This is a genomic window from Natronorubrum thiooxidans, from assembly GCF_900156475.1.
GTDB classification, from domain to species: Archaea; Halobacteriota; Halobacteria; order Halobacteriales; family Natrialbaceae; genus Natronorubrum; species Natronorubrum thiooxidans.
In genome coordinates this window covers 1-24,100 of record NZ_FTNR01000006.1, presented here as the reverse complement: position 1 = coordinate 24,100, position 24,100 = coordinate 1, and the positions used below count along the sequence as shown (strand labels likewise).

The 24,100-nt window shown below is 63.5% G+C and carries 24 protein-coding genes and 1 pseudogene; 13 read left to right on the top strand and 12 right to left on the bottom strand.

All coding sequences use genetic code 11. The features are described from left to right. Positions 1–108: 108 nt before the first annotated feature. From ppsA to BW940_RS09505, 3 genes are all read right to left on the bottom strand, one after another. Positions 109–2,445, bottom strand: a complete 2,337-nt coding sequence (ppsA, locus tag BW940_RS09515; protein WP_076608974.1) for a phosphoenolpyruvate synthase — start codon at positions 2,443–2,445, stop codon at positions 109–111. A 194-nt stretch (positions 2,446–2,639) separates the two neighbouring features. After that, positions 2,640–3,437, bottom strand: a complete 798-nt coding sequence (locus BW940_RS09510; protein ID WP_076609186.1) for a methyltransferase domain-containing protein — start codon at positions 3,435–3,437, stop codon at positions 2,640–2,642. 7 nt (positions 3,438–3,444) lie between these two features. Next, on the bottom strand, positions 3,445–3,828 hold the full coding sequence (locus BW940_RS09505) for a nascent polypeptide-associated complex protein (protein ID WP_076608973.1): 384 nt from the start codon (positions 3,826–3,828) through the stop codon (positions 3,445–3,447). Positions 3,829–4,001: 173 nt separating this feature from the next. Between BW940_RS09505 and BW940_RS21485 the strand changes: the two genes are divergently transcribed. Beyond that, positions 4,002–4,172, top strand: coding sequence for a hypothetical protein (locus BW940_RS21485; protein ID WP_159440162.1), 171 nt, complete (start codon positions 4,002–4,004; stop codon positions 4,170–4,172). Between the two features lie 8 nt (positions 4,173–4,180). Here the strand turns inward: BW940_RS21485 and BW940_RS09500 are convergent, their stop codons facing one another. Then, positions 4,181–4,675, bottom strand: a complete 495-nt coding sequence (locus tag BW940_RS09500) for a PUA domain-containing protein (protein ID WP_076608972.1) — start codon at positions 4,673–4,675, stop codon at positions 4,181–4,183. Between the two features lie 150 nt (positions 4,676–4,825). Here BW940_RS09500 and BW940_RS09495 point away from each other — a divergent pair, with 150 nt between their 5' ends. Next, positions 4,826–5,008: a hypothetical protein gene (locus tag BW940_RS09495; RefSeq protein WP_076608971.1), complete on the top strand. Its 183-nt coding sequence runs from the start codon at positions 4,826–4,828 to the stop codon at positions 5,006–5,008. A gap of 17 nt (positions 5,009–5,025) precedes the next feature. Here BW940_RS09495 and BW940_RS09490 read toward each other — a convergent pair whose 3' ends face one another. After that, positions 5,026–5,523, bottom strand: coding sequence for a LabA-like NYN domain-containing protein (locus BW940_RS09490; RefSeq protein WP_076608970.1), 498 nt, complete (start codon positions 5,521–5,523; stop codon positions 5,026–5,028). 78 nt (positions 5,524–5,601) lie between these two features. Continuing rightward, positions 5,602–6,426, bottom strand: coding sequence for a M48 family metallopeptidase (locus BW940_RS09485; protein ID WP_076608969.1), 825 nt, complete (start codon positions 6,424–6,426; stop codon positions 5,602–5,604). 351 nt (positions 6,427–6,777) lie between these two features. Here BW940_RS09485 and dapA point away from each other — a divergent pair, with 351 nt between their 5' ends. The 7 genes from dapA (at position 6,778) to BW940_RS09450 (ending at position 14,279) form a co-directional block, all read left to right on the top strand. Continuing rightward, the gene (gene dapA, locus BW940_RS09480; RefSeq protein ID WP_076608968.1) at positions 6,778–7,707 is read left to right on the top strand and encodes a 4-hydroxy-tetrahydrodipicolinate synthase; all 930 of its coding nucleotides are present in this window, start codon (positions 6,778–6,780) and stop codon (positions 7,705–7,707) included. Further along, positions 7,704–8,471: a 4-hydroxy-tetrahydrodipicolinate reductase gene (gene dapB / locus BW940_RS09475; protein WP_076608967.1), complete on the top strand. Its 768-nt coding sequence runs from the start codon at positions 7,704–7,706 to the stop codon at positions 8,469–8,471. Before dapA ends, dapB begins: the two co-directional genes overlap by 4 nt. Continuing rightward, positions 8,468–9,304: a 2,3,4,5-tetrahydropyridine-2,6-dicarboxylate N-succinyltransferase gene (locus BW940_RS09470; RefSeq protein ID WP_076608966.1), complete on the top strand. Its 837-nt coding sequence runs from the start codon at positions 8,468–8,470 to the stop codon at positions 9,302–9,304. The genes dapB and BW940_RS09470 overlap by 4 nt, the downstream gene beginning before the upstream one ends. Before the next feature lie 73 nt (positions 9,305–9,377). Continuing rightward, a complete protein-coding gene (locus BW940_RS09465) occupies positions 9,378–10,718 on the top strand; it encodes a metallophosphoesterase (protein WP_076608965.1) in 1,341 nt (446 codons plus the stop codon). Positions 10,719–10,866: 148 nt separating this feature from the next. After that, entirely contained in the window at positions 10,867–12,147 is a 1,281-nt protein-coding gene (lysA, locus tag BW940_RS09460) for a diaminopimelate decarboxylase (RefSeq protein WP_076608964.1), read from the top strand. A 126-nt stretch (positions 12,148–12,273) separates the two neighbouring features. Continuing rightward, on the top strand, positions 12,274–13,104 hold the full coding sequence (dapF, locus tag BW940_RS09455) for a diaminopimelate epimerase (protein ID WP_076608963.1): 831 nt from the start codon (positions 12,274–12,276) through the stop codon (positions 13,102–13,104). Then, a complete protein-coding gene (locus BW940_RS09450; RefSeq protein ID WP_076608962.1) occupies positions 13,101–14,279 on the top strand; it encodes a M20 family metallopeptidase in 1,179 nt (392 codons plus the stop codon). The genes dapF and BW940_RS09450 overlap by 4 nt, the downstream gene beginning before the upstream one ends. 32 nt (positions 14,280–14,311) lie before the next feature. On the opposite strand, the gene BW940_RS09445 is transcribed toward BW940_RS09450, so the two are convergent. Both BW940_RS09445 and BW940_RS09440 read right to left on the bottom strand, forming a co-directional pair. Then, a complete protein-coding gene (locus BW940_RS09445; RefSeq protein WP_076608961.1) occupies positions 14,312–14,728 on the bottom strand; it encodes an EamA family transporter in 417 nt (138 codons plus the stop codon). Further along, the gene (locus tag BW940_RS09440) at positions 14,728–15,150 is read right to left on the bottom strand and encodes an EamA family transporter (RefSeq protein WP_076608960.1); all 423 of its coding nucleotides are present in this window, start codon (positions 15,148–15,150) and stop codon (positions 14,728–14,730) included. The genes BW940_RS09445 and BW940_RS09440 overlap by 1 nt, the downstream gene beginning before the upstream one ends. Positions 15,151–15,555: 405 nt before the next feature. On the opposite strand from BW940_RS09440, the gene BW940_RS09435 reads away from it, so the two are divergent. Continuing rightward, positions 15,556–16,488, top strand: coding sequence for a hypothetical protein (locus tag BW940_RS09435; protein ID WP_076608959.1), 933 nt, complete (start codon positions 15,556–15,558; stop codon positions 16,486–16,488). Positions 16,489–16,510: 22 nt separating this feature from the next. On the opposite strand, the gene BW940_RS09430 is transcribed toward BW940_RS09435, so the two are convergent. Beyond that, the gene (locus tag BW940_RS09430) at positions 16,511–17,284 is read right to left on the bottom strand and encodes a CPBP family intramembrane glutamic endopeptidase (protein WP_076608958.1); all 774 of its coding nucleotides are present in this window, start codon (positions 17,282–17,284) and stop codon (positions 16,511–16,513) included. 235 nt (positions 17,285–17,519) lie between these two features. Here BW940_RS09430 and BW940_RS09425 point away from each other — a divergent pair, with 235 nt between their 5' ends. Continuing rightward, positions 17,520–19,172: a long-chain fatty acid--CoA ligase gene (locus BW940_RS09425; protein ID WP_076609185.1), complete on the top strand. Its 1,653-nt coding sequence runs from the start codon at positions 17,520–17,522 to the stop codon at positions 19,170–19,172. A 27-nt stretch (positions 19,173–19,199) separates the two neighbouring features. Here the strand turns inward: BW940_RS09425 and purB are convergent, their stop codons facing one another. After that, positions 19,200–20,585 (bottom strand): adenylosuccinate lyase, encoded by a 1,386-nt coding sequence (purB, locus tag BW940_RS09420; protein ID WP_076608957.1) that lies wholly within the window; start codon positions 20,583–20,585, stop codon positions 19,200–19,202. Between the two features lie 177 nt (positions 20,586–20,762). On the opposite strand from purB, the gene purH reads away from it, so the two are divergent. Further along, positions 20,763–22,445, top strand: a complete 1,683-nt coding sequence (purH, locus tag BW940_RS09415) for a bifunctional phosphoribosylaminoimidazolecarboxamide formyltransferase/IMP cyclohydrolase (RefSeq protein ID WP_076609184.1) — start codon at positions 20,763–20,765, stop codon at positions 22,443–22,445. Between the two features lie 37 nt (positions 22,446–22,482). Here the strand turns inward: purH and BW940_RS09410 are convergent, their stop codons facing one another. Beyond that, positions 22,483–22,851, bottom strand: coding sequence for a hypothetical protein (locus BW940_RS09410; protein WP_076608956.1), 369 nt, complete (start codon positions 22,849–22,851; stop codon positions 22,483–22,485). 141 nt (positions 22,852–22,992) lie between these two features. Here BW940_RS09410 and BW940_RS09405 point away from each other — a divergent pair, with 141 nt between their 5' ends. Next, positions 22,993–23,817: a glycerophosphodiester phosphodiesterase gene (locus BW940_RS09405; RefSeq protein WP_084776746.1), complete on the top strand. Its 825-nt coding sequence runs from the start codon at positions 22,993–22,995 to the stop codon at positions 23,815–23,817. 106 nt (positions 23,818–23,923) lie between these two features. Here BW940_RS09405 and BW940_RS22505 read toward each other — a convergent pair. Continuing rightward, positions 23,924–24,100, bottom strand: a pseudogene (locus BW940_RS22505) (RNA-guided endonuclease TnpB family protein); the annotation flags it as partial.

Sequence of the window (24,100 nt, the reverse complement as noted above, 5' to 3'; positions counted from 1 at the left end):
CGTTCTGTTTGTCGAATTCACACCCGCTGTGAGGAGGCAAAGCTGCGACTCGAGTATCGCCGTAGCTCGGGACCAGCCGCCGCAAAAAACGCGTTTAGACGGTGACGATCAGCGAACCGAATCGAGCAACAGTTTCTGTTCGGTCCGTTTGACCTCGTGTTGGACGTCGCGGACGGCGTCGATGTTCGCCGAAATCGAGCTTACACCCTCGTCGACGAGGAACTGGACCATCTCCGGTTTGGAGCCGGCCTGTCCACAGATACTCGTGTCGACGTCGTGTTCGCGGCAGGTCTCGATGACGGTACCGATCAGCCGCAGGATTGCGGGGTGGAGTTCGTCGAACCGGTCGGCGACGTTCTCGTTGTTCCGATCGACCGCGAGCGTATACTGGGTGAGATCGTTCGTCCCGAAGGAGGCGAAGTCGATGCCTGCCTCGGCCATTCCCTCAACGGACAGGGCGGCGGCCGGCGTCTCGATCATGGCACCCCACTTGCGTTTGTCGGGGTCGATGCCGGCGTCTTTCATCAGCTCCTTTGCGCGGTAGACGTCCTCGGCGTCGTTGACCAGCGGGAGCATGATCTCGACGTTGTCGTAGCCCATCTCGTAGAGCCGGCGGAACGCCTCGAGTTCGTGGGCGAAGACGTTGGGGCGGTCGAGCGAGCGCCGGATGCCGCGGTAGCCGAGCATCGGGTTGTGCTCTTCGGGCTCGTTCGCGCCACCCTCGAGTTGGCGGAACTCGTCGGTCGGCGCATCGAGCGTCCGCACGCGGACGGGTCGTGGATAGAACTCGTCGGCGACGGTTCGGATCCCCTGGATGAGTTCCTTGATATAGGCGTCCACGCTGTGTTCCTCGATGAACTTCTCCGGCGTCTGGTTCAGCGAGAGGATCATGTGTTCGGTCCGCAAGAGTCCAACGCCGTCGGCTCCCGTCGCGGCCGCACGTTCTGCGGCTTCGGGAATCGAGACGTTGACCTTGACTTCGGTCGCGGTCATCGGCTTGACCGGCGACTGCGGGCGAACCTCCTCGACCGGTTCGGTTTCCTCGTCGGGATCGACCGTCTTCCCCTCGAGGACGGCACCCTTGTCGCCGTCGAGCGTGACGACCTGACCGTCTTCTAAGACCGTCGTCGCGTTGGTCGTCCCGACGATGGCCGGAACGCCCAGTTCGCGGGAAACGATCGCGGCGTGGCTGGTCATGCCGCCCTCGTCGGTGACGATCCCGACGGCCCGTTTCATCGCCGGTACCATGTCCGGCATCGTCATCTCGGTCACGATAACGTCACCCTCGTCGACCTTGGCCAGGTCGTCGAGCTTTTCGACGATCCGTGCCGCGCCGCTGACCGTTCCCGGACTCGAGCCGAGTCCGTCGACGAGTACGTCGCCGGTCCCACTCCCACTCGCTGACTTGCCACCGGTTGCAGCCTGTGTGCTTCCGCTGCCGTCGGTCACGCCTTCCGAGACGTCGACGCCACCGGCTGCGACACCTGTTGAGTCGTCAGCGTGCTCGCTGATCGTCGTGATGGGACGAGACTGCAGCATGAAGACTTCGCCATCGACGATCGCCCACTCGACGTCCTGTGGGGTCTCGTAGTGGTCCTCGACGCGTTCGCCCAGTTCGACCAGGTGGTTGATCTCCTCGTCGTCGAGCACGCGCTCGTTTCGCTTGTCTTCGGGGACGTCACGTTCGACGGTCTCACCCGTCTCGTCGTCTTTTTCGTGCATCACCTTCTTTTCGGCGACGGTGACGTCGACCGTTCGATCGTCTCGAGAGACAACGTAGTTGTCCGGCGAGACGGCCCCGGAGACGACGGCTTCGCCGAGCCCCCACGCGGCCTCGATGATCATCGTCGGATCGCCCGTCGATGGATGGCTCGTGAACATCACGCCCGACTTCTCGGCATCGACCATCTGCTGAACGACGACGGCGATGTTGACCACGGAGTGATCGAAGCCCTGTTCCTGCCGGTAGTAGATCGCCCGCTGGGTGAACAGCGAGGCCCAGCACTCACGTACGCGGTCGAGCAGCGCCTCCTCGGTAACGTTGAGGTACGTGTCCTGTTGGCCCGCAAACGACGCGTCGGGCAGGTCCTCGGCCGTCGCCGAGGATCGAACGGCGACGAACGCCTCGCCGTCACCGACCTCGGCGTAGGACGCGAGGATTTCTTCGCGCAGTGCGTCGGGAAACGGCGTCTCGAGAATGAGTTCCTGTGCGCGGTCGGCCGCATCCGCAAGCGCACTCGAGTCGTCGACGTCGACATCGACGGCTTCGAACAGTTCGTCGTCGATTTCGGCTTCTTCGATGAACGAACGGTACGTGCCGGCAGTTACTACGAATCCCGGGGGTACGGGTAGCCCAGCACCCGTGAGTTCTCCCAGGGAAGCACCTTTGCCGCCGACTTTCTCTATGTCGCCGGCACTGATCTCGTCCAGCCAGAGTACAGCCATCTCTATGTTCGCAGACAGGCGAGCGAATAAAGAAGGTTGCGAACAGTCGCCACAATTCGAAACTCGAACCTGAATGAGAGTTGTGACGATGAGTGGGGTACAGTGCTCAGCCCAGTCTGTGGCATACACTGTGGCTCAGTGGGACACGATCACCGAAAACGAGCCCTCACCGACGGGGCCCGGCCGAGTCGCCACTACACGTTCCGAGCGATCGTCAAATAGCCCGTATGGCCGACCGGCGCGGTCGACGGCCGGGAACCGCGGTCGTCGAACTGCATCTCGCGCTGAATCGTCTCGCGCGTGCGGACGTTCGATAAGCCGGCCTCGTGGGCCGTCTCGACGACCTCACGAGTCGACTCGATGAAGGGACTGTAGACCGCGACGAACCCTCCCTCGACCAGCAGGTCGGGGGCGTGGGCGACGATCGACGGTGCATCGCCGGTATCGAGAGTGAGGACGTCGAACGACTTGTCCTCGAGTTCCTCGAGTTCCTCGGTCAGATCGCCCGTGCGGACGTCGACGGCATCCGAAACGCCGCCAAGTTCCATGTTCTCGCGAGCGACCGCGGCAAACTCCGGATTACGCTCGTAGGTCACGACCGAGGCCCCAGCGCGTGCCATCGACGCCGACAGGACGCCCGTGCCGGTTCCAGTGTCGAGTACGCGGTCGCCCCGCGAAATCCCCGTCTCGCCGATCACCAGACCGACGTCACGGGGCACCATCGGTGCGCCCGTGCGCTCGAAGTGATGAAATAGGTCCGGGCCACGCAGTCGACGCACCTGGAACGCATCGCCCAGATGGGTCTCGATGGTCTCGCCCGGCTGGACGTCCTCGGGGACCTCGAGCACGCCGAGGTCGGTGCCTTGCTCGCCGCCGGGGGCGACGAGATACTCGCGGTCGCCCCGGACGAGCAAGACGGGAACGCGGCCGCCTGCGTCCTCGGTGTCCGGTTCCGTGTCGCTCGCCTCGTCGGTATCTGGATCGCTACTCACGCGATCGTCACTCGAGGGCACCGATTGCGGCGGCCAGATCGCCGTCGTTTTGCTCGAGTGCCTCGCGGGCCTCGTCCTCGCTGACGCCGGCGCGGGTCGCGACGAGTTCGATGTCGTCGTCGGGGATCGCACTCGAGGTGTCGTCATCGTCGCCGCTCTCGTCGATTGCACCCGCTGTGCCGGACTCGACCTGTGCCGGCGAGCCGATGACCTGGTAGGTCTCCTGGCCGCGGGCGTCCATCTTCGTGACCTCGGCGTCGTCGAAGACGAGATCGTACTCGTCGGTGCGGATGATGACCTCTTCGGCCTCGATATCCTCGACATCGATCCCCATCTGTTTCATCATCTGTTCCATCTTGCGCGGGTTCAGTCCGCCGCCTCCTCCAAACATATCCGACACGTCGCCACCCGCGACCTTTTACTTTGTCGTTCGGCGTACGGAATCCGACACGCAAGCGGCACTCGAGAACCGCCGTGTTCGACCGGCTGCGAGCCGCCGCTTGACCCGTCGGCCGACGAATCGATGGACTCCTCGAACTGCTCGAGTCGAAAGACGAACGCCGGATGGGACTGCCGGGAGATCGAGTCACCGGAGTCGCCCACGATCGGGGCCACCTCGATGGTGCGTCCGATCTCGTGGCAGCGTACACGGGGGATATGTCGCTCACAGCAGCAGACGATCCCGGCGTCTCGGGCGCGGAGAAAACGGCGCTCGAGCGCGACTGCAAGCGCTGATTCGCCAGCTACTGGGATGCAGGCGCGCCTTCGCGGACGGTCACGGCCATTCCGGTATCGAAGTCTGCGATCGCGCCAGCCCCGAGCTGTGCTGTACCGACCGCGATCAACTCGCCGCGTTCGTGGACCACCAACACCTCGTCGCCCGGTCGGATCTCGTCGCCGACCTCGAGGACGAACTTCGCGAAGACGTTCTTTTCGTCGCGGACGAACGGTTCGCTCTCGTCGTCGACGACGACGCGGTAAGCCGGGTGCTCGAGGGCGTCGTGGAGTCGCTGCCCGCCCTCGAGGCCGAGGGTGAATCGGCCGTCGGTGCCAAAGGAGACGAGGCGGCCGGTTTCGGCGTGGACCTGCTGGGGGCGTCCCGACGTGGTGCGTTTGATCGTCAGCGATTCGGTGGGTGGGAACAACGCAGCGCCCGCGCCGGCACCGAACTGGTAGTCCGCGATCGTTCGCAGGTTCGCCAGTCCCGCCTGCCCGTTCTCGTCGGCTGACTCACTCATTGGGCGAGGTTGCATGCGGGCCGTCGAAAGCCCTTCGACCTCGTGTCGCGACTGTGCGGTCGACGGTACAGGACAGGTGACCGTCCAGTTCGACGAACAAAAACGAGATAGCGAACATTATAATACTCGATCGAGTAGTAATAGTATCGCATGGACGCCACGCAAATCGTGCTCGGGGTGGTGCTGCTCGTGTTCGGCACCCTGACGCTGGCCGGTCCGGCCACCTTCGTCTCGGGGACGGTGATGTACCTCTTGACGGGTGTGACGCTTTTTATTACGGGCTATGCGCTGTTGATCGGCATCTCACAGCGCCGGTACTCGAATCGCTCCTGAGACTCGAGCGCCGGCAGTTAGAGCAGGAACGTCTCGGGGCGGTCCCCGAGATCGAGGAACGAATCCGTCGCCTCGATGAGTTCGTCGGCGGTCGATGACTCGAACGCCATCACTTCGACGCGGACGCCCTCGTGGCGCAGGTGTGAACACAGCCGCGAGAAGTCGCCATCGCCGGTACAGAGGACGATCGTGTCGACGTGATTGGCGAGTGTTACTGCGTCGAGGCTCATTCCGACGTCCCAATCTGCCTTCTTGGTGCCGTCGGCGAACGTCTTGATATCCTTGATTTTGGGCTCGAAGCCGATATCGACCAGTGCCTCGAAGAAACTCTCCTCGTCGGGCGCTTCCGCACGGATCACGTACGCGATCGCGCGGGTGAGCTGGCGGTCCTGAACGGCTTTCTCGAGGAGCGCGGAGTAGTCGATGTTGCGGCTGTAGATGCTCTGTGCAGTATGATAGAGGTTCTGGGCGTCGACGAGGACGGCGACGCGCTGGCCGGGATGAATTTCCGTCACGTACTACACTGTCGTGGGTGGGCGTAAAAAATCACGTCGGTCGTCCGGTGACTCGAGGGTCGACGTGTCGAGCAGTCGTTAGCTGCGGAGTTTCTCAATGCGCTTTTCGGTCGGCGGGTGGGTCGCAAACAGCTGTGCCATCAGACTCTTGTCGGCGTTGAAGATACAGAGCGCGCTCATGCTGTCGTCCATCGTCGACTCTTTGCCCTGTGCGCCACTGGAAATCTTCTCGAGGGCGCGAGCGAGCGGGTCGCCGCTGCCGATGTACTGGCGAGCGTCGTCGTCGGCGACGTACTCGCGGTACCGGGAGATGGCCAGCACGAAGATCATCACGAGCATGTTCGCCAGCGAGGAGGCGACCATCGCGAGGATCCAGGTGCCGATGTTTCGCTCGCCACCCATCAGGACCGCGAAGTAGGCGACGTAGCCGACGATCATCCCGATCGATTGGCCGACGACCATGGTGATGACGTCGCGGTTTTTGATATGGGCGATCTCGTGGGCGATGACGCCCTCGAGTTCGTCGCGTTCGAGGAGTTGCATGAGTTCCGTCGAGACGCAGACGACACCAGCGCCTTTCCGACCGACGGCGAAGGCGTTGGGGACGCCCATATCCATGACCATCAGTTTGGGCGTTTTGACGCCCATATCGCGGGAGAGCGATTCGGTCATCTGGTGGACGTCACGGTATGGCCCGTCCTCGGGCAGCTCTTCTGCACCTCTGAGTGCCATCCATTTGCCGAGTTTATATTGGATCGCAGGCAAGATAATGATCCCAGCGGGGAGTACCAGGAGCGGGCTTACGCCAAACATCAGTGCGATAACCGTTGCTGCACCGACGTAGAAGGCAAACAGGATGGCGCCAACGACGACCATCCTGATTTTCAGTCCGAAATCTGTCATAGTCAAAGATACGTACTGCTTCGGGATAAATTACGCGAAAGGGATTGGTAGTGTGTGACACTGACACAGTAGACGTACTGATCGAAGACACAACGGCTAAGTTACTCGAGCCCAATCGGTCGGATATGCGTCACGTCGCTCACCGAACCGAGACGTCCGTCGTGAGCGACGCCGTTTCTCACTTTTCGAAACGTAAACGCGTCTGAGTGTGCTCGAGGCGGGCGTAGCGACCCCGTCCCGGGTGCGAGTTGGAACCCACTGGACTCGAGCAGCGCCTCGAGTTCGACTCAGTGCGCGTGAATCACCATAATCAAGTAGCCAACGACCGACCCACACAGCAATAGACAACCCATGACATCCACTATCGACCTCACCGGCGTCTTCCCCGCGATGTGTACGCCGTTCAACGACGACGAAAGTATCGACTTCGAAACCCTGCAGGCCGACGCCCAGCGACTCGAGGCAGCCGGCGTCGACGGACTCGTTCCCGTCGGCTCGACGGGCGAATCCGCGACGCTGACTCACGACGAACACGTCGAGGTCGTCGAAGCGGTCATCGAGGCCGTCGACGACATCCCCGTTATTGCAGGCTCCGGGTCGAACAACACCCGCGAGGCGCTCGAACTCTCCGAGCGCTCCGCCGAGGCCGGCGCTGACGGCCTGCTCCTGATCTCGCCGTATTACAACAAGCCCGAACAGCGCGGCTTCGTCGAACATTATCGGACGATCGCGGACGCAGTTGATCTCCCACAGATCGTCTACAACGTCCCCTCGCGGACGGGCCAGAACATCGAGCCCGACACCGTCGTCGAACTCGCGAGCCACGAGAACATCGCTGGGTTCAAGGCTGCAAGCGGCGACCTCGGCCAGATCGGTGAGATCGCAGAGCGGACGGCCGACGAGGAGTTCGCCGTCCTCTCGGGCGACGACGCGCTCACCCTGCCGGTCGTCTCCGTCGGCGGCACGGGAACCATTAGCGTCTCCGCGAACATCGAACCCGAGCGCACGTGTGCGCTGGTCAATGCAGCCCTCGACGGCGACTACGACCGCGCTCGAGCGATTCACCACGAACTCGGGCCGCTGTTCCGGGCGCTGTTCGTCGAGACCAACCCGATCCCGGTCAAGGAAGCGATGGAGATTCGGGGCTACGGCCCAGCACGGATGCGCTCGCCGCTGACCCGACTTGCCGAGGAGTACCGCGATGAGCTTGAGGCCGTCCTCGCCGACCTCGAGGCCGAACCGACCGCGGTCGCAGACGGCAGCGGAGAGGGTGATCGATGACGGTCCGAGTCGGCGTCACCGGCGCGACGGGCCGGATGGGCCGAGAAGTGATCGCCGCCGTGGACGACCACGCCGACTGCGAGGTTGTCTTCGCCGTCAACCGGGAGCCAAACGGTGAGACGGTCGACGGCGTCGAGATCGAATCCGCAGACGTGTTCGACTCACTGCTCGCCGAGCGCGAACCGACGGCCGTGATCGATTTCACTGGGCCCGAGTCTGCCGTCGAGTACGCCACAGCCTGCGCCGAGACCGACGTCGCGTTCGTCACTGGCACGACCGGCTTCGACGACGCCCACCTCGAGGCCCTCGAGGAGGCAAGCGAAGAGGTTGCCGTCCTCCACGCGCCGAACTTCGCCCGCGGGGTCCAGGCCCTGCTGAACGTCGTCGGCGAGGCCGTCCGAAACCTGCCGGGGTACGACGTCGAACTCGTCGAGACCCACCACAACTCGAAACGGGACGCACCGAGTGGCACCGCAAACCGCTTGCTCACCGAGATCGAGGCCAACGGTGAGTTCACCGAGCGCACGCATGGCCGCGAGGGCGAACAGCCGCGCGAGGCTGGCGAGATCGGCGTCCACGCGCTCCGTGCCGGCGATATCACGGGCGAACACGAAGTGCTCCTCGCGGGCAACCACGAGGAGGTTCGGCTCACCCACCGCGCCGAGGATCGCGGCGTCTTCGCGGCGGGAGCCGTCGATGCAGCAGCGTGGATCGCTGGACAGAAGGCAGGCTGGTACGACTTTGCGGACGTGATTGCCGAATGAGCGCACTCGAGAGCGAAATCACGGAGCTGTGGGGAGAGTACCAGAACGACGAGATCAGCGCCGACACTGCCGGCGAGGACGAACACGCGACCCTCGACGCCTTCCTCGATTCCCTCGAGGCCGGCGAGATCCGCGCTGCCGAGAAACACGGCGACGCGTGGGCGGCAAACGAGTGGGTCAAACAGGGCATTCTGCTCAACTTCGGCCTGCGCGCGACCGAGCCCCGCGAGTACGGCGGCGTCACGTACAACGACGTCCTCCCGCTGGCTGACTCGAGCGACTACGGCGACCGGGGGAGCCGCAACACGCCCGACGGCACCGTTGTCCGCCGCGGTGCCCACATCGGCTCGGACTGTATCCTGATGAGTCCGGCGTTCGTCAACATCGGTGCCCACGTCGGCGACGGCACGCTGGTCGACTCCTGTGATACGGTTGGCTCCTGTGCTCAGATCGGGGCCAACGTCAAACTCGGTGCGAACACCCTCATCGGTGGCGTGCTCGAGCCAGTCGAGAACGCACCGGTCATCATCGAGGACAACGTCTCGCTGGGCGCTGGCTGTCGGGTCACCAGTGGCTTTGTCGTCGGCGAGAACAGCGTCGTCGGCGAGAACACGCTGCTGACACCGCGCATTCCGGTCTACGACCTCGTCGAAGAGGAAGTGCTCTACGGTGAACTGCCCGCCGACAGACGCGCCTTTACTCGCTTCGTCGAATCCTCGATCAGCGACCACGACCTCTTCGAGGGCGGCGCGTACAAACCCGCCGTCGTCGCGACCGACCTCCAGACGGAAACCCTCGAGGCGACCGAACGCGAAGACGCGCTCCGAGAGTAGGAGTATCCAAGCCGCGCGAGGGCGCGGTCACGAACACGAAATCGTTTTTATACTCGAGCGAGAGGCTGGCCTAATGGGAACGACCGACGGTGATCGGGTCTACTACATCATCAGTGATCTCCACATCGGCGGCGACGAGCAACTCGAGGAGGTCGAGTTTCTCAACGAGTTGCTGGACTTTCTCGAGCGACTCGAGCAGACCGACGAGCCGGCCGAGTTGGTGATCAACGGCGACGCGTTCGGGCTGTGGGAGTTTACCCGGATTTCGGGAATCGAGAAGTTCGACGCGCTCGAGGAGACGTATCCGGAGCTGTTCGAGCAGTTCCGGGCGACCGGGGAGAACATCCAGATCACGATGGTCCCGGGCAATCACGACCACGAGTTGGCCGCCTACGACGAGTACGTCGAGCGCTTTGCCGAGTACAACGTCGACCTCGTCCAGGCACAATCGATCACGCGGCCGGTCGGCAGCCGGACGATTCACTTCGAGCACGGCCATCAACAGGACCCGAACAACCGGATCGAAGACTGGGGAAACCCGTACGCGACGCCGCTCGGGTACTTTTATAATACGCTCGTCACCAGCCGCGCAGGACAGCTCTCCGATCGGGGGCGGTACAACTGGCTGAAAGACGTACAAGCGGTGACACCCACCGAACGGATGCCGGTGTGGCTCCTCTCGAAGTACTTTTATCGCGAGATGAATCCGCTGCTTCGGTACGCGCTGGTCCCGTTTCTGTTGTTGTTCAACATCAGCATCCTCCTCGTCATCCTGGCGGGACTCGACGCTGCGAACATCTGGTCGATGCCGATCGACCGGGCGACGGCGTTTCTCAGCCAGTTCGGCACGGCCGGCACGGCGATCTGGTACCTGCTTGCGGTCAACGTCACGGTTACCGGGCTGGTGTTGCTCGTCGGCATCCCGCTGTATTTCATCCGCCGGGACGTCAGGCAGACGATCAGCCGATTTGGGGTCTTCGAGACCGAACTCACCGTGGATGCTGAGACACCCTATGCCGAAGCAGCCCGCGAAATCTTCGACGAGCGCCCGGAGACAGCCATCTTCTGTTACGGCCACACCCACCGCCCGCGACTCCAGGAACTCGAGGGTGGCGTGGCCGTCAACACTGGGACGTGGCTCAAACGCCTCCATCGACGCGACGGGATCACCGGCATCCTCCCGCCGGTGTTTTACCCGTCCTACCAGCTGTGTACGGTCCGTATCGCTGCCGAACCCGAGGCTGGCGGCATCGTCGTCGACTACGAGGCGGTCGAGAAACCGAGCCCGAAAGCCGAGGAACTCACGCTCACCGAACGGCTGTTCACCGTCGGCCGAGAGCCAGAACTCGAGTTGCCCGACGGGACGGTGATCGAAGACGAGGCGGTGGTCGCAGAACCACAGCCGGCCGAGTGAACCACCCCACCCTACTCGCTCACTCCGCGATGCTCCGTTCGCTCCTTGAGGAAGGGGCATTCTCGCCTCATTTCTGGTAAATGTCGCGTCGGCTCTGTGCGCTTTCGAATCCAAAGTCTTGACTTCGCGCGGTTACGTACAAGCGGTAATGACGACACTCGAGGGGTTGCCGGCGGTTCGCCGGCTGACAGCGTGGGAGCCGACGAGACTCGAGTCCCTTGCGGGAGAGTACGAAACGCCGTTGTACGTCCTCGATCTCGATCGAGTCAGGGAAAACGCGCGCCGACTCGAGTCCGCGTTTCCCGACGCCGAGATTCTCTACGCGGTGAAGGCGAACGCACTTAGCGACGCCCTCGAGACGCTCCACGAGGCGGGGATCGGCCTCGAGTGTGCGTCGGCCGGCGAACTATCGCGTGCACTCGTCGTGACCGACAGCGGGGCCGACGTCCATTATACGGCCGTCAACCCGCCCGCGGGCGATCTCGACATCGCTGTCGAGGCCTGGGAAGCGTACCCCGAGTTGACGATCACTGCTGGGGCCGAGGACACGATCGACCGCCTCGAAGAGCGCGGCTACGACGGGCGACTCTGCCTCCGGGTCAACCCCGGGATCGGGGCCGGACACCACGAGAAGGTCCAGACCGGTGCGAACGCGAAGTTCGGCGTCCCAGCCGAACGCGCCGTCGATGTGCTCGCAGATGCTGCCGACCGCGGCTTCGACGTCGTCGGTATCCACGCCCACGTCGGCTCTGGTGTCTCGAGCGACCAACTCGACGCCCACCGGGAGTTCGTCTCGCGGATGGGTGAGCTAGCCCGGTCAGTCACGGCGGCGGTCGGCGACCTCGAGTTCGTCGACATCGGTGGTGGCTTCGGTGTCCCCTACCGCGAGGCCGACGCGCCACTGGATCTCGAGGCGGTCGCCGAGGCGACCCGCGAGGCAGTCGGCGACGTAGACGCGCAATTGACGATCGAACCCGGCCGCTACTTCGTCGCCGACGCCGGCGTCCTGTTGACCGAGGTCAATACGGTCAAGGACGCACGCGAGACGACGCTCGTCGGTGTCGACGCCGGCATGACGACGCTGCTCCGGCCCGCGATGTACGACGCGTACCATCCGATTCGAAATCTCACTGCCGACACGGAGGCCGACTCGAGCGACGGCGACCGCAGCCGTGGGACGACTGCACAGACGATCACCGGCCCGATCTGCGAGAGCGGGGACGTTTTTTGTACGGACCGCGAACTCCCCGAAAGCGAACGCGGGGATCTCCTCGCGATCGGCAACGCCGGCGCGTACGGCTACGAGATGGCCAACCAGTACAACTCTCGACCCCGGCCCGCGTCGGTCGTCATCGAAGACGGCACGGTTCGACTCGCCCGTCGACGCGAAACGATCGATGACGTTACCAGCGTCGAACGCGAGAGTTGATTCATCTCGATCGCCGCGGGCGCGAAAGCGATCGACGTACCCGCCTCGACGAAGCGAGGACGCGCCAGACGACTACCCGGCCCTGAACCACCCCCGACTCCCGACAGCAAGACAGCCTACCGAACGATGACCGTTCCATTCCAAAAGTACCACGGCACCGGCAACGACTTTCTGATCATCCATGCGGCCGAATACGTCCCCGATCGGGCCGCACTCGCCAAACGCGAGTGTGACCGCGACACCGGCGTCGGTGCCGATGGGATCCTCTATCTCGCCTTAGAGGAGGACTTCAACCCGCCACGCGTCGTGATGACGCTGGTCCAGCCCGACGGCTCGACGGCCCCGATGTGTGGCAACGGCGCACGCTGTGCCGCCGAGTGGGCCATGCAACGCACCGACACGGACAGTGTCATGATCGACACGCAGGCGGGCACCCTGCGTGCGGATCGCACGGACGACGGGATTACCGTCGAGATGGGGACGCCGACGTTTGCCCCCAACGACGTCCCTGTCGACGCCGACGAACCCGTCTTCGAGGAGCCGATCGAAGGCCTCGAGGTTTCCGTCGTCAACACCGGCGTCCCCCACGCCGTCGCGTTCGTCGACGACGTCGACGATGTCGACCTCGAGGCGATCGCCCCGCCGGTTCGTCACGCCGATGTCTTCCCGAAAGGAACGAACGTGACGATCGCCAGCTCCGACGGTGATGGCGGCTTCCGCCAGCGAACCTTCGAGCGCGGTGTCGAAGGCGAAACCGACTCCTGTGGCACCGGCGCGGTCGCCATCGCCGTCGCCGCACGCCGGCTCGGGCTTACCGACGCCGATCCGGTCCACGTCGCTCCGCCGGGTGGCGACCTGCAGGTCAGCTTCAACGATCGCGGTCGCGCGACGCTTACCGGTCCCGTCGAACACGAGTTCGACGGCGAACTCGCCCTCGAATCGCCGGCCAAACAGTGACTGGGGACCGATCCGACGCGGCGGTCACTGACAGCGCCAGCGACGTCGGCGACCAGCCGTTCGACCCGATCGATTTCCTCGAGACGGCCGTCCAGACGGCCTCCCACGAGGACGTCAGCCCGATGCGGGAGTTCCTTTGTGAGACGCTCGAGGTCCACGGCATCGAGCCCCGCGTCGACGACGGTGGGAACGTGCTCGCGACTCGTGGCTCGGCCGACGCCGACACGCACGTCGTGTTGAACACACACATCGACACCGTCTCGCCGCACGTCTCGTTCGAACGCGACCGAGATGGGGTGGAAGCCGGCGGGAGCGACGTGATCCGCGGTCGCGGGTCGTGTGACGCGAAAGGACCGCTCGCCGCGTTGCTAGCTGCCTTTTTTGCGGTCGATCCCATCGACGGCCGCGTCACGCTCGCGATCACGCCCGACGAGGAAGTGCTCTCGACGGGCGCGTACGAACTCGTAACGGGCGACGACTGCCCCACGCGTGACGCCGACGCCGTGATCGTCGGCGAACCCACGAACCTCGACGTCTGTACGGCGGCGAAAGGTCGCTTTCAGGGCACGATCCACCTGACAGGGGCCAACGCCCACGCGGCCGAACCCCATACCGGTGTCAACGCCGTCGCCGCCCTCGAGGGCGTCCTCGAGGCGATCCGGACGTTCGGCGACCGCGAGGACGCGCCACCGACGCATTCCCAACTCGGCGCGGCAACGCTGACGCCGACGGTCGTCGAGGGCGGCGACGCGACCAATCAGGTGCCGGCCGACTGCGCGCTGACGGTCGACCGCCGGAGCGTGCCCCCGGAAACGGCCGAGGCGTTCCATGCTGCACTGACCGACCAGTTGCAGACGGCGGTGCCCGACGATATCGGCGTCGAGTTCCGGTTTACCGACCGACCGACGCCGTTTCTCGAGGCCTGGGATACCGACCCCGACGCGCGGGTCGTCGACCTGCTCGCGGACGCCGCCGGCGGCGACGTGCGGCCGTTTACTGCGGCGACGGAAGCGTCGTATTTCGCGGCGGATGCGCCGACGGTCGTCTTCGGCCCCGGTGTGCTCGCCGACGACGACGGAGCCGTCGCCCACGCGCCACGAGAGTACGTTCAAGTCGCCGAGGTAGAAGCCGCTGCAGACGCCCTCGAGGCGACGCTCGCGGCGTTGCTCGAGTAACGAAGACGAGTTTTCGACGCCGAGACTGTTCCTCAGATCGCCATCAACACGATTGCGAGCACGCTGGCCGCGATAGCAGCCACTTTGCGGGGCGTGACGGCCTCTTCGAACGCGAGGATGCCGACGACCGAACTGATCACGATGAACAGCCCGAAGATCGGGACGACGATGCTGACGGGACCGAGTGCGAGCGCGCGATAGTAACTCAAGAGGCCGACGGCCAACAGACACCCCATCGCGAGGATGTGGGGGCTATATCGGTGGGTGAGATAGGGCTGTACCGGCAGATTTCGGACGACGATCACGAGCCCGACGGTGACGAGCATCACCGCGTTCGAGAGGAAAACGGCGGTCGTACTCGGGATGTCAGTCATGGCGATCGATAGCAGCGGGGCCACGAGACTGTAGGTGAGACAGGCAACCACCGAGAGGGCGAGATACCGTCGCATCAGCGATCACCACTCGCGGCCAGATAGATCGCGAGTACGGCCATCGCGATGCCGGCAGCGCGGGTGCCGGTCAACTCCTCGCCGAGAAAGACGATGCCAACGACGGAGCTGCCGACAATAAACAGCCCGTAGACCGGGACGACGACGCTCACTGGGCCGGCCTCGAGTGCGGAGTAGTACGCGAGAATGCCGACGGCGAGAAAGAGGCCGGCCACGTAGACGTACCCCGCGGCTGGCGTCGTCACGTCCGTCGGGTCGGCGGTTCCCGTCACGAGGAGGACGCCGAGCGTGAGGGTCAGAAACACCGCCGTGGAGAGAAACAATGCGACTGCTGGTGGCACGGCCGTCGTGACGACGCTCGTCAGCGGCGGAACCAACCCGTAGGCGACGAGCGCAATGGCGACCCACAGGAGATAGTCCATGCCTTTCAGTGATTCCGTCGCGATGTATATCCGGTCGGATCGACCCGTCTGCGATAACACACGTCGTGTCCCTGTTACTGCCGGCCGTTCCCGTTGTACCTCGCCTCGAGGTCCGTGGCGACCGTGACAGGTGTCTACCAGCTTATAATTTGGTGGATATATACAGTAGTGCGATCATCCCGAGGATCGTCAGCGCGAACAGTGCGGCCGTGGCGATTTCCGGATAGAGATAGTCGATCATCGCATCACCCGTTACCGATCGTTGGGTGTAACTGAACAAATCGGTTTTGCTTTCACCACTCGCCGAGCCCGCGTTCACGCATCGCTGTCGGGCTCACAGGCGTCGTCGTCAATCGCCACGACCGCACGGTTTTTGTCGGTACTGGATTACGTATACATCAATTCGTGTTTCCTGCTGTCGTCGGCGCTGACGTGACGCACATGGGACCGACAGTCGTTGCCACAACCTCGAGCGACGGCGTGCTCGCCGTTGCCGTCTCAGACGTCGCTCGAGCACTCGGTGTGGCGGCCGGCTGGACGCTCCTTACCCTCGTGGTCGGTGGACTCGTGATCGCGCGATTTCCCTCGAGTACGCGAGCGATTCGAGACGATATCACAGCACAGCTAGATCGGGTGTTCCCGGTCGGCTTCGTCGTTTTCTTCGGGCTTCTCGTCGTCGTCTCGGTGCCGCTGTTTGCCATGACGATTCTCGAGCACCCGGCACTCCTCGCGGTCGGAGCCGTTGTTTCCCTCCCGGGACTGGTTCTCTGGGCCATATTGCTGGTCGTCGGCGGCTGTTTCGGCGGTATCGCCGTCGGAAACTGGCTTGTTAGTCGATTCGGCCGCGAGTCGCCGTCGCTCTGGCTGGCTCTCGTAATTGGAACGGTCGTCATCGCCTCAAGCCAACTCGTGCCGGTTCTGGGCACGGTCGTAGTGCTGGGAGTGGCAACTGTCGGGATCGGAGCCGTTGTGAGACGGCGATTCGATATCGGCAGTGATGATGAGCACCACGACCGTGCTGGCAACGGCTTCAAAGACGGGTCGACAGCGGATTCAGCGACGGCCGATGGATCGAGCGTCGAGTGGGAAACTGATAACGCAGTCGACTCCGAGATTTGGCGTTCGAACGAGCACGACGCGACTGCGAACGAACTGGAGTCCACGACGGCCACACCGAGCGATCGTGGACTCGAGACGGCTCGCGACTCGAGTATGGAGTGGAACGGCCAAGCCGGTGGCGAGGCGCGGTGGCGAGATGAAGCGACCACCGATGAGTGGGACGTCGACGACTGGGAGTGGGAGATCGACACTGATCGGGAGTGTGACTCGAACGAGTGAGAACGGACGTCTCCACGCGTCGTCACATATACTGGAGGAAGTTCTGTAGATAGACGACAGCGTTGAATCCGCCGTGAACCAGGGCCGGAACGACCAGATTGTTGGACAGTTCGTAGAGAACGCCAAGATACAGGCCAAGTGCCGTGACCGTCCCGAGACTGACGAACACAGCACCGATATCGCTGCCCAGATACACGGGAAGATGGACGACGGCGAACACGACTGCGGTGAGCGCGACTGCCAGCGCGGTCGGAAACGTCTCACCGAGGCGTGACTGGATGACTCCACGGTAGAGTAACTCCTCGCCGGGTCCGGTGAGTAGAATGGCGATCGGGATGCCGAGCAACAACAAGAGGGGGTACTCACGTCCCTGCTCGATGCCTGAGTGTGTCGTTCCCTCACCCCCCGCGCCGAACGGGTCGAACAGGTCGATCGCCAGCTGGTAGCTGATCGCGACGACGAACGCGCCGAACAGGCCGGCAACGATCCATACCAGATCCCAGCGATCAGGGATTCGAAGCCGAAGGAACTCGAGGATGAACGTCCGATCGAATCCGTTACGACGCAAGAGGAGGTACGTCAGCGCGAGGCCGCCAGCACCGACGAGGTTGAACGCGACCGATGACGCGATCTGAGTAACGGTTTGGGCACGGTAGCCAACGACGAGCAGATGACCCTCGACGCCGAGCGTCGCCGCAAACCCAGTCAGCCAGCCGGCGATTCCGAGGCCGAGACAGAGCCCGAGCGCACGAACGCGTGGCGGAACTGCACTCAGCAGCCACTGGGTCGAGAACATACGTCTCGGTCGTTGGCTCCACCAAAAAAGATGTTCAAACGATCTGGACAACGTATCTAAACAGCTCTCAAGTTTACTCGCGCTCAATACGACCCGACTTGAGAGAGTGTGCTCGAGCGAACAGTTCGCCCGTCTGGCCTGTCAAACCGGCCGACTAGAAAGTTACTGTGCGTGCAAATATCACTCAACGTATAAAAAGAATAATGCACTGTTTGTGCCTCTGAATGAGATGAAGATGCCTGCTGGAACTGACCAAACACTTCGACCGTTTTTGTGGCGTGCAGCCAAACTGTATTCCGACACGGAGGTCGTCTCCCGAAATCACGACGGACTGCAGCGATACACCTACAGTGAGTACGACGACCGGACAGCCCAACTCGCGAACGCACTCGACGAGTACGGGATCGAGGAAGGCGACCGCGTCGGCACGTTCTGTTGGAACCATTCGCGACACTTCGAGACGTACTTTGCCGTCCCCTCGATGGGAGCCCAGCTCCACACGATCAATCCGCTGCTCCCCGACGCACACATTCAGTACATCGTCGACAATGCCGACGATCAGCTGATCTTTGTCGACCAGTCGCTCGCGCCGAAACTCGCGGGTGCGGTCGCCGACGCCGACGACGAGTTCGATGATGTCGACTTCGTCGTCATGGGCAGCGAGGAATCCGACGATCTCGAGTCGACCGCCTACGAGTCGTTCATCGACGAGCACTCGACCGACTACGACTGGCCCGACGTCTCCGAGGAACAGCCCGCAGGGATGTGTTACACCTCCGGGACGACCGGCAACCCGAAAGGCGTCGAGTACACCCAGCAGATGCTCTGGAGCCACACGATGGCTTCCCAGACGCCACAGGGGATTCCGATGGCCGACGACGACGTCGTCATGCCCGTCGTGCCGATGTTTCACGTCAACGCCTGGGGGATGCCGTTTACGGCGACCGCAGGCGGTGCCAAACAGGTCTTCCCCGGCCCCTCGCCGGACCCCGAAGACCTCGCTGGACTCATCGAAAACGAGGGCGTGACGATCAGTGCCGGCGTCCCGACCGTCTGGCTGGGCCTGATGGAGTACTGTTCGGAGAACCAGGTCGACCTCTCGACGCTCGAGACCGTGATCGTCGGCGGCTCGGCGGCCCCGAAGTCGATGATCGAGTGGTTCGACGATCAGGGCGTCGAGGTCCTCCATGCCTGGGGGATGACCGAACTGGCACCGATCGGCTCGGTGTCGCATCTCAAAGCCGATCTGAAGGACGCAGATTACGACACGCAGGTCGACAAGCGCAGCAAACAGGGGCTGATGGTGCCCGGCCTCGAGTTCAAGGTCATCGACGAAAACGACGAGGAGATCGCCTGGGACGGCGAGGAGTTCGGTGAGCTGTGGATCCGCGGCCCGTGGGTCACGAAGGAGTACTTCAAACGGCCCGACGCGAACGAGTCGGACTTCGAGGACGGCTGGCTCAAGACCGGTGACGTGGTCACCGTCGACGAACACGGCTACATCAAGATCGTCGACCGAGAGAAAGACGTAATCAAATCCGGCGGCGAGTGGATCTCGTCGGTCGAACTCGAGAACGCGATCATGGCCCACGACGACGTCTCCGAGGCGGCCGTCGTCGGCGTGCCACACGAGCGCTGGCAGGAGCGACCGGTCGCGTTCGTCGTGCCGACGGCGGACGCTGATCGAGAGGCGCTCGTCGACGAGGTCTCCGAGCTGCTCGCCGACGAGTATCCGAAGTGGTGGCTGCCGGACGAGGTCGAGTTCATCAAGGAAGTGCCGAAGACGGCGACGGGCAAGTTCTCGAAGAAGGACATCCGCGAGGAGTACGCCGACCAGTCGCTCGTCGAGGGACAGGTTCCGGAAGACGCTGCGCCGGACCACGACTAACGACGCGAGCCGCAACGGGTTTCGTTTTTACTCGAGGTCGTCGACGAGGTCGCTCGCGACGCCGGTGTAGCCCGTCGGCGTCAGGGCGTGGAGTTCCTCGCGGACGGCCCCGTCGACCTCGAGGTCGTCGAACATCTCACGGAAGTCGTCGAGCGAGACGTCTTTCCCGCGGGTGACGGCCTTGACGCGCTCGTAGGCGTCTGCCTGCCCCTCGCGCCGGAGGATCGTCTGGACGGCCTCGCCGATGATCTCGGGGGTCGACTCGAGTGCGTCGCGCATGACTGGCTCGCTGGGGACGACCTTCTCGAGCCCTGACGCCGTTTTGCCGTAGCCGATCAGACAGTGAGCGAACGCGGCACCGATGTTTCGTTTGACTGTCGAGTCCGAGAGGTCACGCTGGAGGCGTGACGTGGTGATGTAGTCGGCGAGGAAGGTCAGATCGGAGTTGGCCTTCGAGAGGTTTCCCTCGCTGTTCTCGAAGTCGATGGGGTTGACCTTGTGCGGCATCGTCGACGACCCCGTTTCGCCCTCGACGGCCTCCTGGCCGAGATAGCGATCGGAGACGTAGAGCCACACGTCCAGATCCAGATCGAGGAGCACGTCGTTTGCGCCACGGAACGCGTCGAAGACGGCGGCGAGGTCGTCACACGGGTTGACCTGCGTCGTGAGTGATTCGAACTCGAGACCGAGTCCTGTGACGAATTCCTCGGCGAACGCCGACCAGTCGACGTCGGGATAGGCGGCGACGTGGGCCGCATAGGTCCCGGAGGCCCCACCGAGTTTGCCGCTGAGTTCGTCGGTCGCGCGTCGAATCCGGCCCGTCGCGCGCCCGAGGCGGGCCGCGTAGACGGCCATCTCCTTGCCGAACGTCGTCGGCGTCGCGGGCTGGCCGTGAGTGCGGGCGAGCATCGGGAGGTCGCGGTACTCACGAGCCATCTCGGCGAGCGTCTCGCGGACGTCGTACAGCGCTGGCAGGAGCACCTCGTCGACGGCATCCCGGACGAGCAGCCGGTGGGCGAGGTTGTTGACGTCCTCACTCGTGAGTCCGAAGTGAATCCACGCCGAGGCGTCGCTGTCCTCGGGCAGGCGGTGGCGAACGAAGTACTCGACGGCTTTGACGTCGTGGTTCGTCGCGTCGAAGCCGGCGTGGCCCTCGGTCTCGAGTTTCTTGATCAGTCGGGCGTCCTCCTCGGCGAAGTGTTTGTAGAGCCCGCGGAGGTGTTCGCGTTCCTCGAGGCCGAGTTCAAGCGGCGTCGCCTCGAGGTCGGCGAGTGCGATCAGGTACTCGACTTCGACGCGAACGCGGGCTCGCATGAGCGCGGCCTCGCTCGCGTACGGCGAGAGTGGTGCGGTCCGACTGCCGTAACGGCCGTCGAGCGGTGAGACGGCGTACAGGGCGTCAGTCTCAGTCATTGTGCGAGTCTTTCCAGCACGGTCCAAAAGCGTATCGAAACGACGAGCCCGAGAGAACCACGAGCATGCATATCTCGAGACGGCAGTGTGGAAATGGTGGCGTTGTGATACACGAACGTGGATACATCGATGATCGAGACCGCAACCACTTTGATGCTTGCAGGCGGGAGTCAGACCATGACGCGAATCGCCGGGATGGCCGGCAACCGAGGGCGCAACCTGTTGAACATCGCCGACAGACAGCCGGGCGGAGCCGAACTCGCCGTAATCCTCACGAACAGCGAGGACGCACCGGTACTCGAGGCCGCGGCCGAGCGCGGGATTCCGACCGAAGTCGTCCCGCTCGCCGAGGATATGGACCGCAGCGAGCACGAGAAGGCAGTCCTCGAGGCACTTTCCGACTACGAGTTCGACCTCGTCTGTCTCGATGGCTACATGCGGATCCTCTCGGACACCTTCCTTGCCGAGACGCCGACGACGCTGAACGTCCACCCATCGCTGCTCCCGTCGTTCCCCGGCATGGACGCCTGGGGCGACGCGCTCGAGGCGGACGTCTCCGTGACGGGCTGTACGGTCCACGTGGTTACGGATGCGACCGACGACGACGGCAACGTCGTCGACAGTGATGTCGACGGCGGCCCGATCGTCACGCAGGAGCCGATTCCGGTCTACGAAGGCGACGACGCCGAGCGCCTGAAAGAGCGCGTCCTTTACGAGTGCGAGTTCCGCGCGTACCCGCGTGCAGTGAAGTGGTTTGCAGAGGACGCTGTCGATGTGGACCTCGAGGCCGGCGAGGTCACCGTCGACGCCGACGTGGCGAGTACAGAGAGCGATGACCACAACGGCCTGGCCGCACGACGATTCGTCTCCGACGACCGCGCCGACACGCTCCGCTACGGGGAGAACCCACACCAGGACGCCGCAGTCTACGCCGACTACACCTGCGACGAGGCCAGCGTCGTCCACGCCGACCAGCTCAACGAGGGCGCGAAGGCGCTGTCGTACAACAACTACAACGACGCCGACGGCGCGCTCAACCTGATCAAGGAGTTCGACGAGCCCGCCGCCGCGGTGATCAAACACACCAACCCCGCCGGCTGTGCGACCGCCGACTCGATCGCCGAGGCCTACGAGAAGGCCCTCTCGACGGACCCGATGAGCGCCTTCGGCGGCATCGTCGCAGTGAATCGCGAATGTGACGCCGACACTGCCGAACAGATCATCGACTCGTTCAAGGAAGTCGTCGTCGCGCCCGGCTACACCGACGACGCCCTCGAGGTCCTCTTCGAGAAGGACAACCTGCGCGTGCTGGACGTGGGCCGCGAGGCGCGTAGCGCCTCGGATGCGAGCGGCGAACAGCCGCGAGCGCTGGGCGAGCGAACCGACCGCTTCACCGAGAAACCGCTTGTCGGCGGCCGACTCGTGCAGGAACGCGACCTGCAGTCGGTTTCGGTCGACGACCTCGAGGTCGTCACCGAACGCGAGCCAACCGAGGAGGAACTCGAGTCGATGGTCTTCGCGTGGCAGACGCTCAAACACGTCAAGTCGAACGGCATTCTCTTCACGAAAGGCACCGAGACGGTCGGCGTCGGGATGGGACAGGTCTCCCGCGTCGACGCGGTGCGACTCGCGGCGATGAAAGCCGACGAACACGCGGAGGGCAAAGACGCCGAGGGCGCAGTGATGGCCTCGGACGCGTTCTTCCCCTTCCCGGACGGCATCGAGGAGGCCGCGAAGGCGGGCATCGAGGCGGTCGTCCAGCCCGGTGGCTCGGTCAACGACGACGACGTGATCGAGGCCGCAGACGAACACGACATTGCGATGGCGTTTACGGGGCAACGGAGCTTCAGACACGACTGAACGAAACGCTGCTTCGAAACACGGTTCAGCCACAGTCTCAGTTTCGCCGTTGTCGCTCCAGGTCGAGCCGATGACGAACGAACCGAGATCCGCGGACGATCACGACGCTGAGCCCGTAATAAAAGCCCAGGAGTATAAGCAAGACCACAGTCTGATTGAGCCCTGCGATCGAGAACAGCACGTCAAGACCAAGCGGATCGAACAGGACTGCTCTGACTGCGGCGACGGGTGCGTAGACGAATAGCCGGAACAACACCTCGAGTGCCGAGAGGACCGCACCAGGGATCGGAAACGGCTGTCGAAACGAGAAGACGGCGAGCGTCGCTGGAACGGCGACGAGCAACAGAAAGACGACACCGACAGGATGATCTCGCAACCACGTCCGTGCGGACTCGAGTCGACTCACGCTCGTTGTTTACTTCGTTGACAATAAAATAATTTCGCTCGGTGACCGAATTGAACCGGGAGTTGCTACCAATGGCCACCCCAGCCGTCCGTCATCACTGGGAGTCGAACGTTCATATAGCTGGACCGATTACTAGTCTGTATGTCACAGTCTGTTTATCCGGCGTTCTCTCGGCGGCGGTTACTGGCCGGAGCCGGTGCAGGCCTGTCGACACTTGCCGTGTGGGGGCTCTCACCGCTCGTAGAGAGCAAGTCGCTTCCGGACACCCGGCCGACGATTATCGGCCATCGTGGTGCGGAGGGGCTTGCACCGCCCAACACGATCGCGTCGATCAAGCGCGCACTCGAGGTCGGCGTTGACGGCGTCGAACTCGATGTTCGACGGACCAGCGACGGCGAATTCCTCTTGTTTCACGACCCGGTCCTCGACTGGAACTCGACCGGTCGGGGCTGGATTCAGAACACGCCGTGGAGCGAGATACGGGGGGCTCGAATCGACGGTGAGCCGCTCGTCACGCTCTCGGATGCGCTCGAGGTGCTCAGTGAAACCGACGTGTCGCTGTATCTCGAGTTGAAAGAGACGGGGTACACCGACGCCGTCCTCGAGACGGTCGCCGAATACGGACTGCGCGATCGGCTCACAGTCATCGCCTTCGAGACGGAGGCACTCGAGCCGGCGCACAACCGTGGCGTTACGACTGGATTGATCGGCTCGGCACCGACATCTCAACTGGCAACCGATGCCGCCGATTACGGTACCGATGGCGCGTTCTGTCATTACGCGCCGCATCTCACCTCCGAGTTCATCGAGGAGGTCAAAGCTGCAGGACAGACGGCTGGTATCTGGAAACTCGTCGATACGAAAGGGACCATCCGCGACGCCCTCGAGGCCGGTCCCGACGTGCTGGTTACGAATCACCCTGATTACGCCTTCGACGAACTCGAGCAACTCGAACCGACGGCATGATCGGTCGTGTCGATTCGAACGAGAATCTGAACCTCCCGATCACTGAGACGCATCCGTATCGGTGATTCCTCGGGTCGGATTCTTTGCTGGCGTGAACTACCCCGCCCTACTCAGCGACTGGCGTCGCTTCATTGAGGGCGGAGCTTCCTGCTTCTGTGACGCAACTTGCATCCACGACGATGGACGAAGAATCGCCACCATCGGTGGACACAGCGGTCGCAGTCTCCACAGGCGTACCTTCGGAGTGAACCACTCCTAGTTTCTTCAGTCCTCGTGAGAGAAC

Coding starts and splice junctions, on each gene's coding strand:
- BW940_RS09430 (WP_076608958.1), bottom strand. CDS start 17,284: ATGTTCTCGACCCAGTGGCTGCTGAGTGCAGTTCCGCCACGCGTTCGT.
- BW940_RS09495 (WP_076608971.1), top strand. CDS start 4,826: ATGGACGCCACGCAAATCGTGCTCGGGGTGGTGCTGCTCGTGTTCGGC.
- dapA (WP_076608968.1), top strand. CDS start 6,778: ATGACATCCACTATCGACCTCACCGGCGTCTTCCCCGCGATGTGTACG.
- dapB (WP_076608967.1), top strand. CDS start 7,704: ATGACGGTCCGAGTCGGCGTCACCGGCGCGACGGGCCGGATGGGCCGA.
- BW940_RS09505 (WP_076608973.1), bottom strand. CDS start 3,828: ATGTTTGGAGGAGGCGGCGGACTGAACCCGCGCAAGATGGAACAGATG.
- purH (WP_076609184.1), top strand. CDS start 20,763: ATGACGCGAATCGCCGGGATGGCCGGCAACCGAGGGCGCAACCTGTTG.
- BW940_RS09465 (WP_076608965.1), top strand. CDS start 9,378: ATGGGAACGACCGACGGTGATCGGGTCTACTACATCATCAGTGATCTC.
- ppsA (WP_076608974.1), bottom strand. CDS start 2,445: ATGGCTGTACTCTGGCTGGACGAGATCAGTGCCGGCGACATAGAGAAA.
- BW940_RS09440 (WP_076608960.1), bottom strand. CDS start 15,150: ATGGACTATCTCCTGTGGGTCGCCATTGCGCTCGTCGCCTACGGGTTG.
- BW940_RS09445 (WP_076608961.1), bottom strand. CDS start 14,728: ATGCGACGGTATCTCGCCCTCTCGGTGGTTGCCTGTCTCACCTACAGT.
- purB (WP_076608957.1), bottom strand. CDS start 20,585: ATGACTGAGACTGACGCCCTGTACGCCGTCTCACCGCTCGACGGCCGT.
- BW940_RS09485 (WP_076608969.1), bottom strand. CDS start 6,426: ATGACAGATTTCGGACTGAAAATCAGGATGGTCGTCGTTGGCGCCATC.
- lysA (WP_076608964.1), top strand. CDS start 10,867: ATGACGACACTCGAGGGGTTGCCGGCGGTTCGCCGGCTGACAGCGTGG.
- BW940_RS09405 (WP_084776746.1), top strand. CDS start 22,993: ATGTCACAGTCTGTTTATCCGGCGTTCTCTCGGCGGCGGTTACTGGCC.
- dapF (WP_076608963.1), top strand. CDS start 12,274: ATGACCGTTCCATTCCAAAAGTACCACGGCACCGGCAACGACTTTCTG.
- BW940_RS09470 (WP_076608966.1), top strand. CDS start 8,468: ATGAGCGCACTCGAGAGCGAAATCACGGAGCTGTGGGGAGAGTACCAG.
- BW940_RS09425 (WP_076609185.1), top strand. CDS start 17,520: ATGCCTGCTGGAACTGACCAAACACTTCGACCGTTTTTGTGGCGTGCA.
- BW940_RS09500 (WP_076608972.1), bottom strand. CDS start 4,675: ATGAGTGAGTCAGCCGACGAGAACGGGCAGGCGGGACTGGCGAACCTG.
- BW940_RS21485 (WP_159440162.1), top strand. CDS start 4,002: ATGGGACTGCCGGGAGATCGAGTCACCGGAGTCGCCCACGATCGGGGC.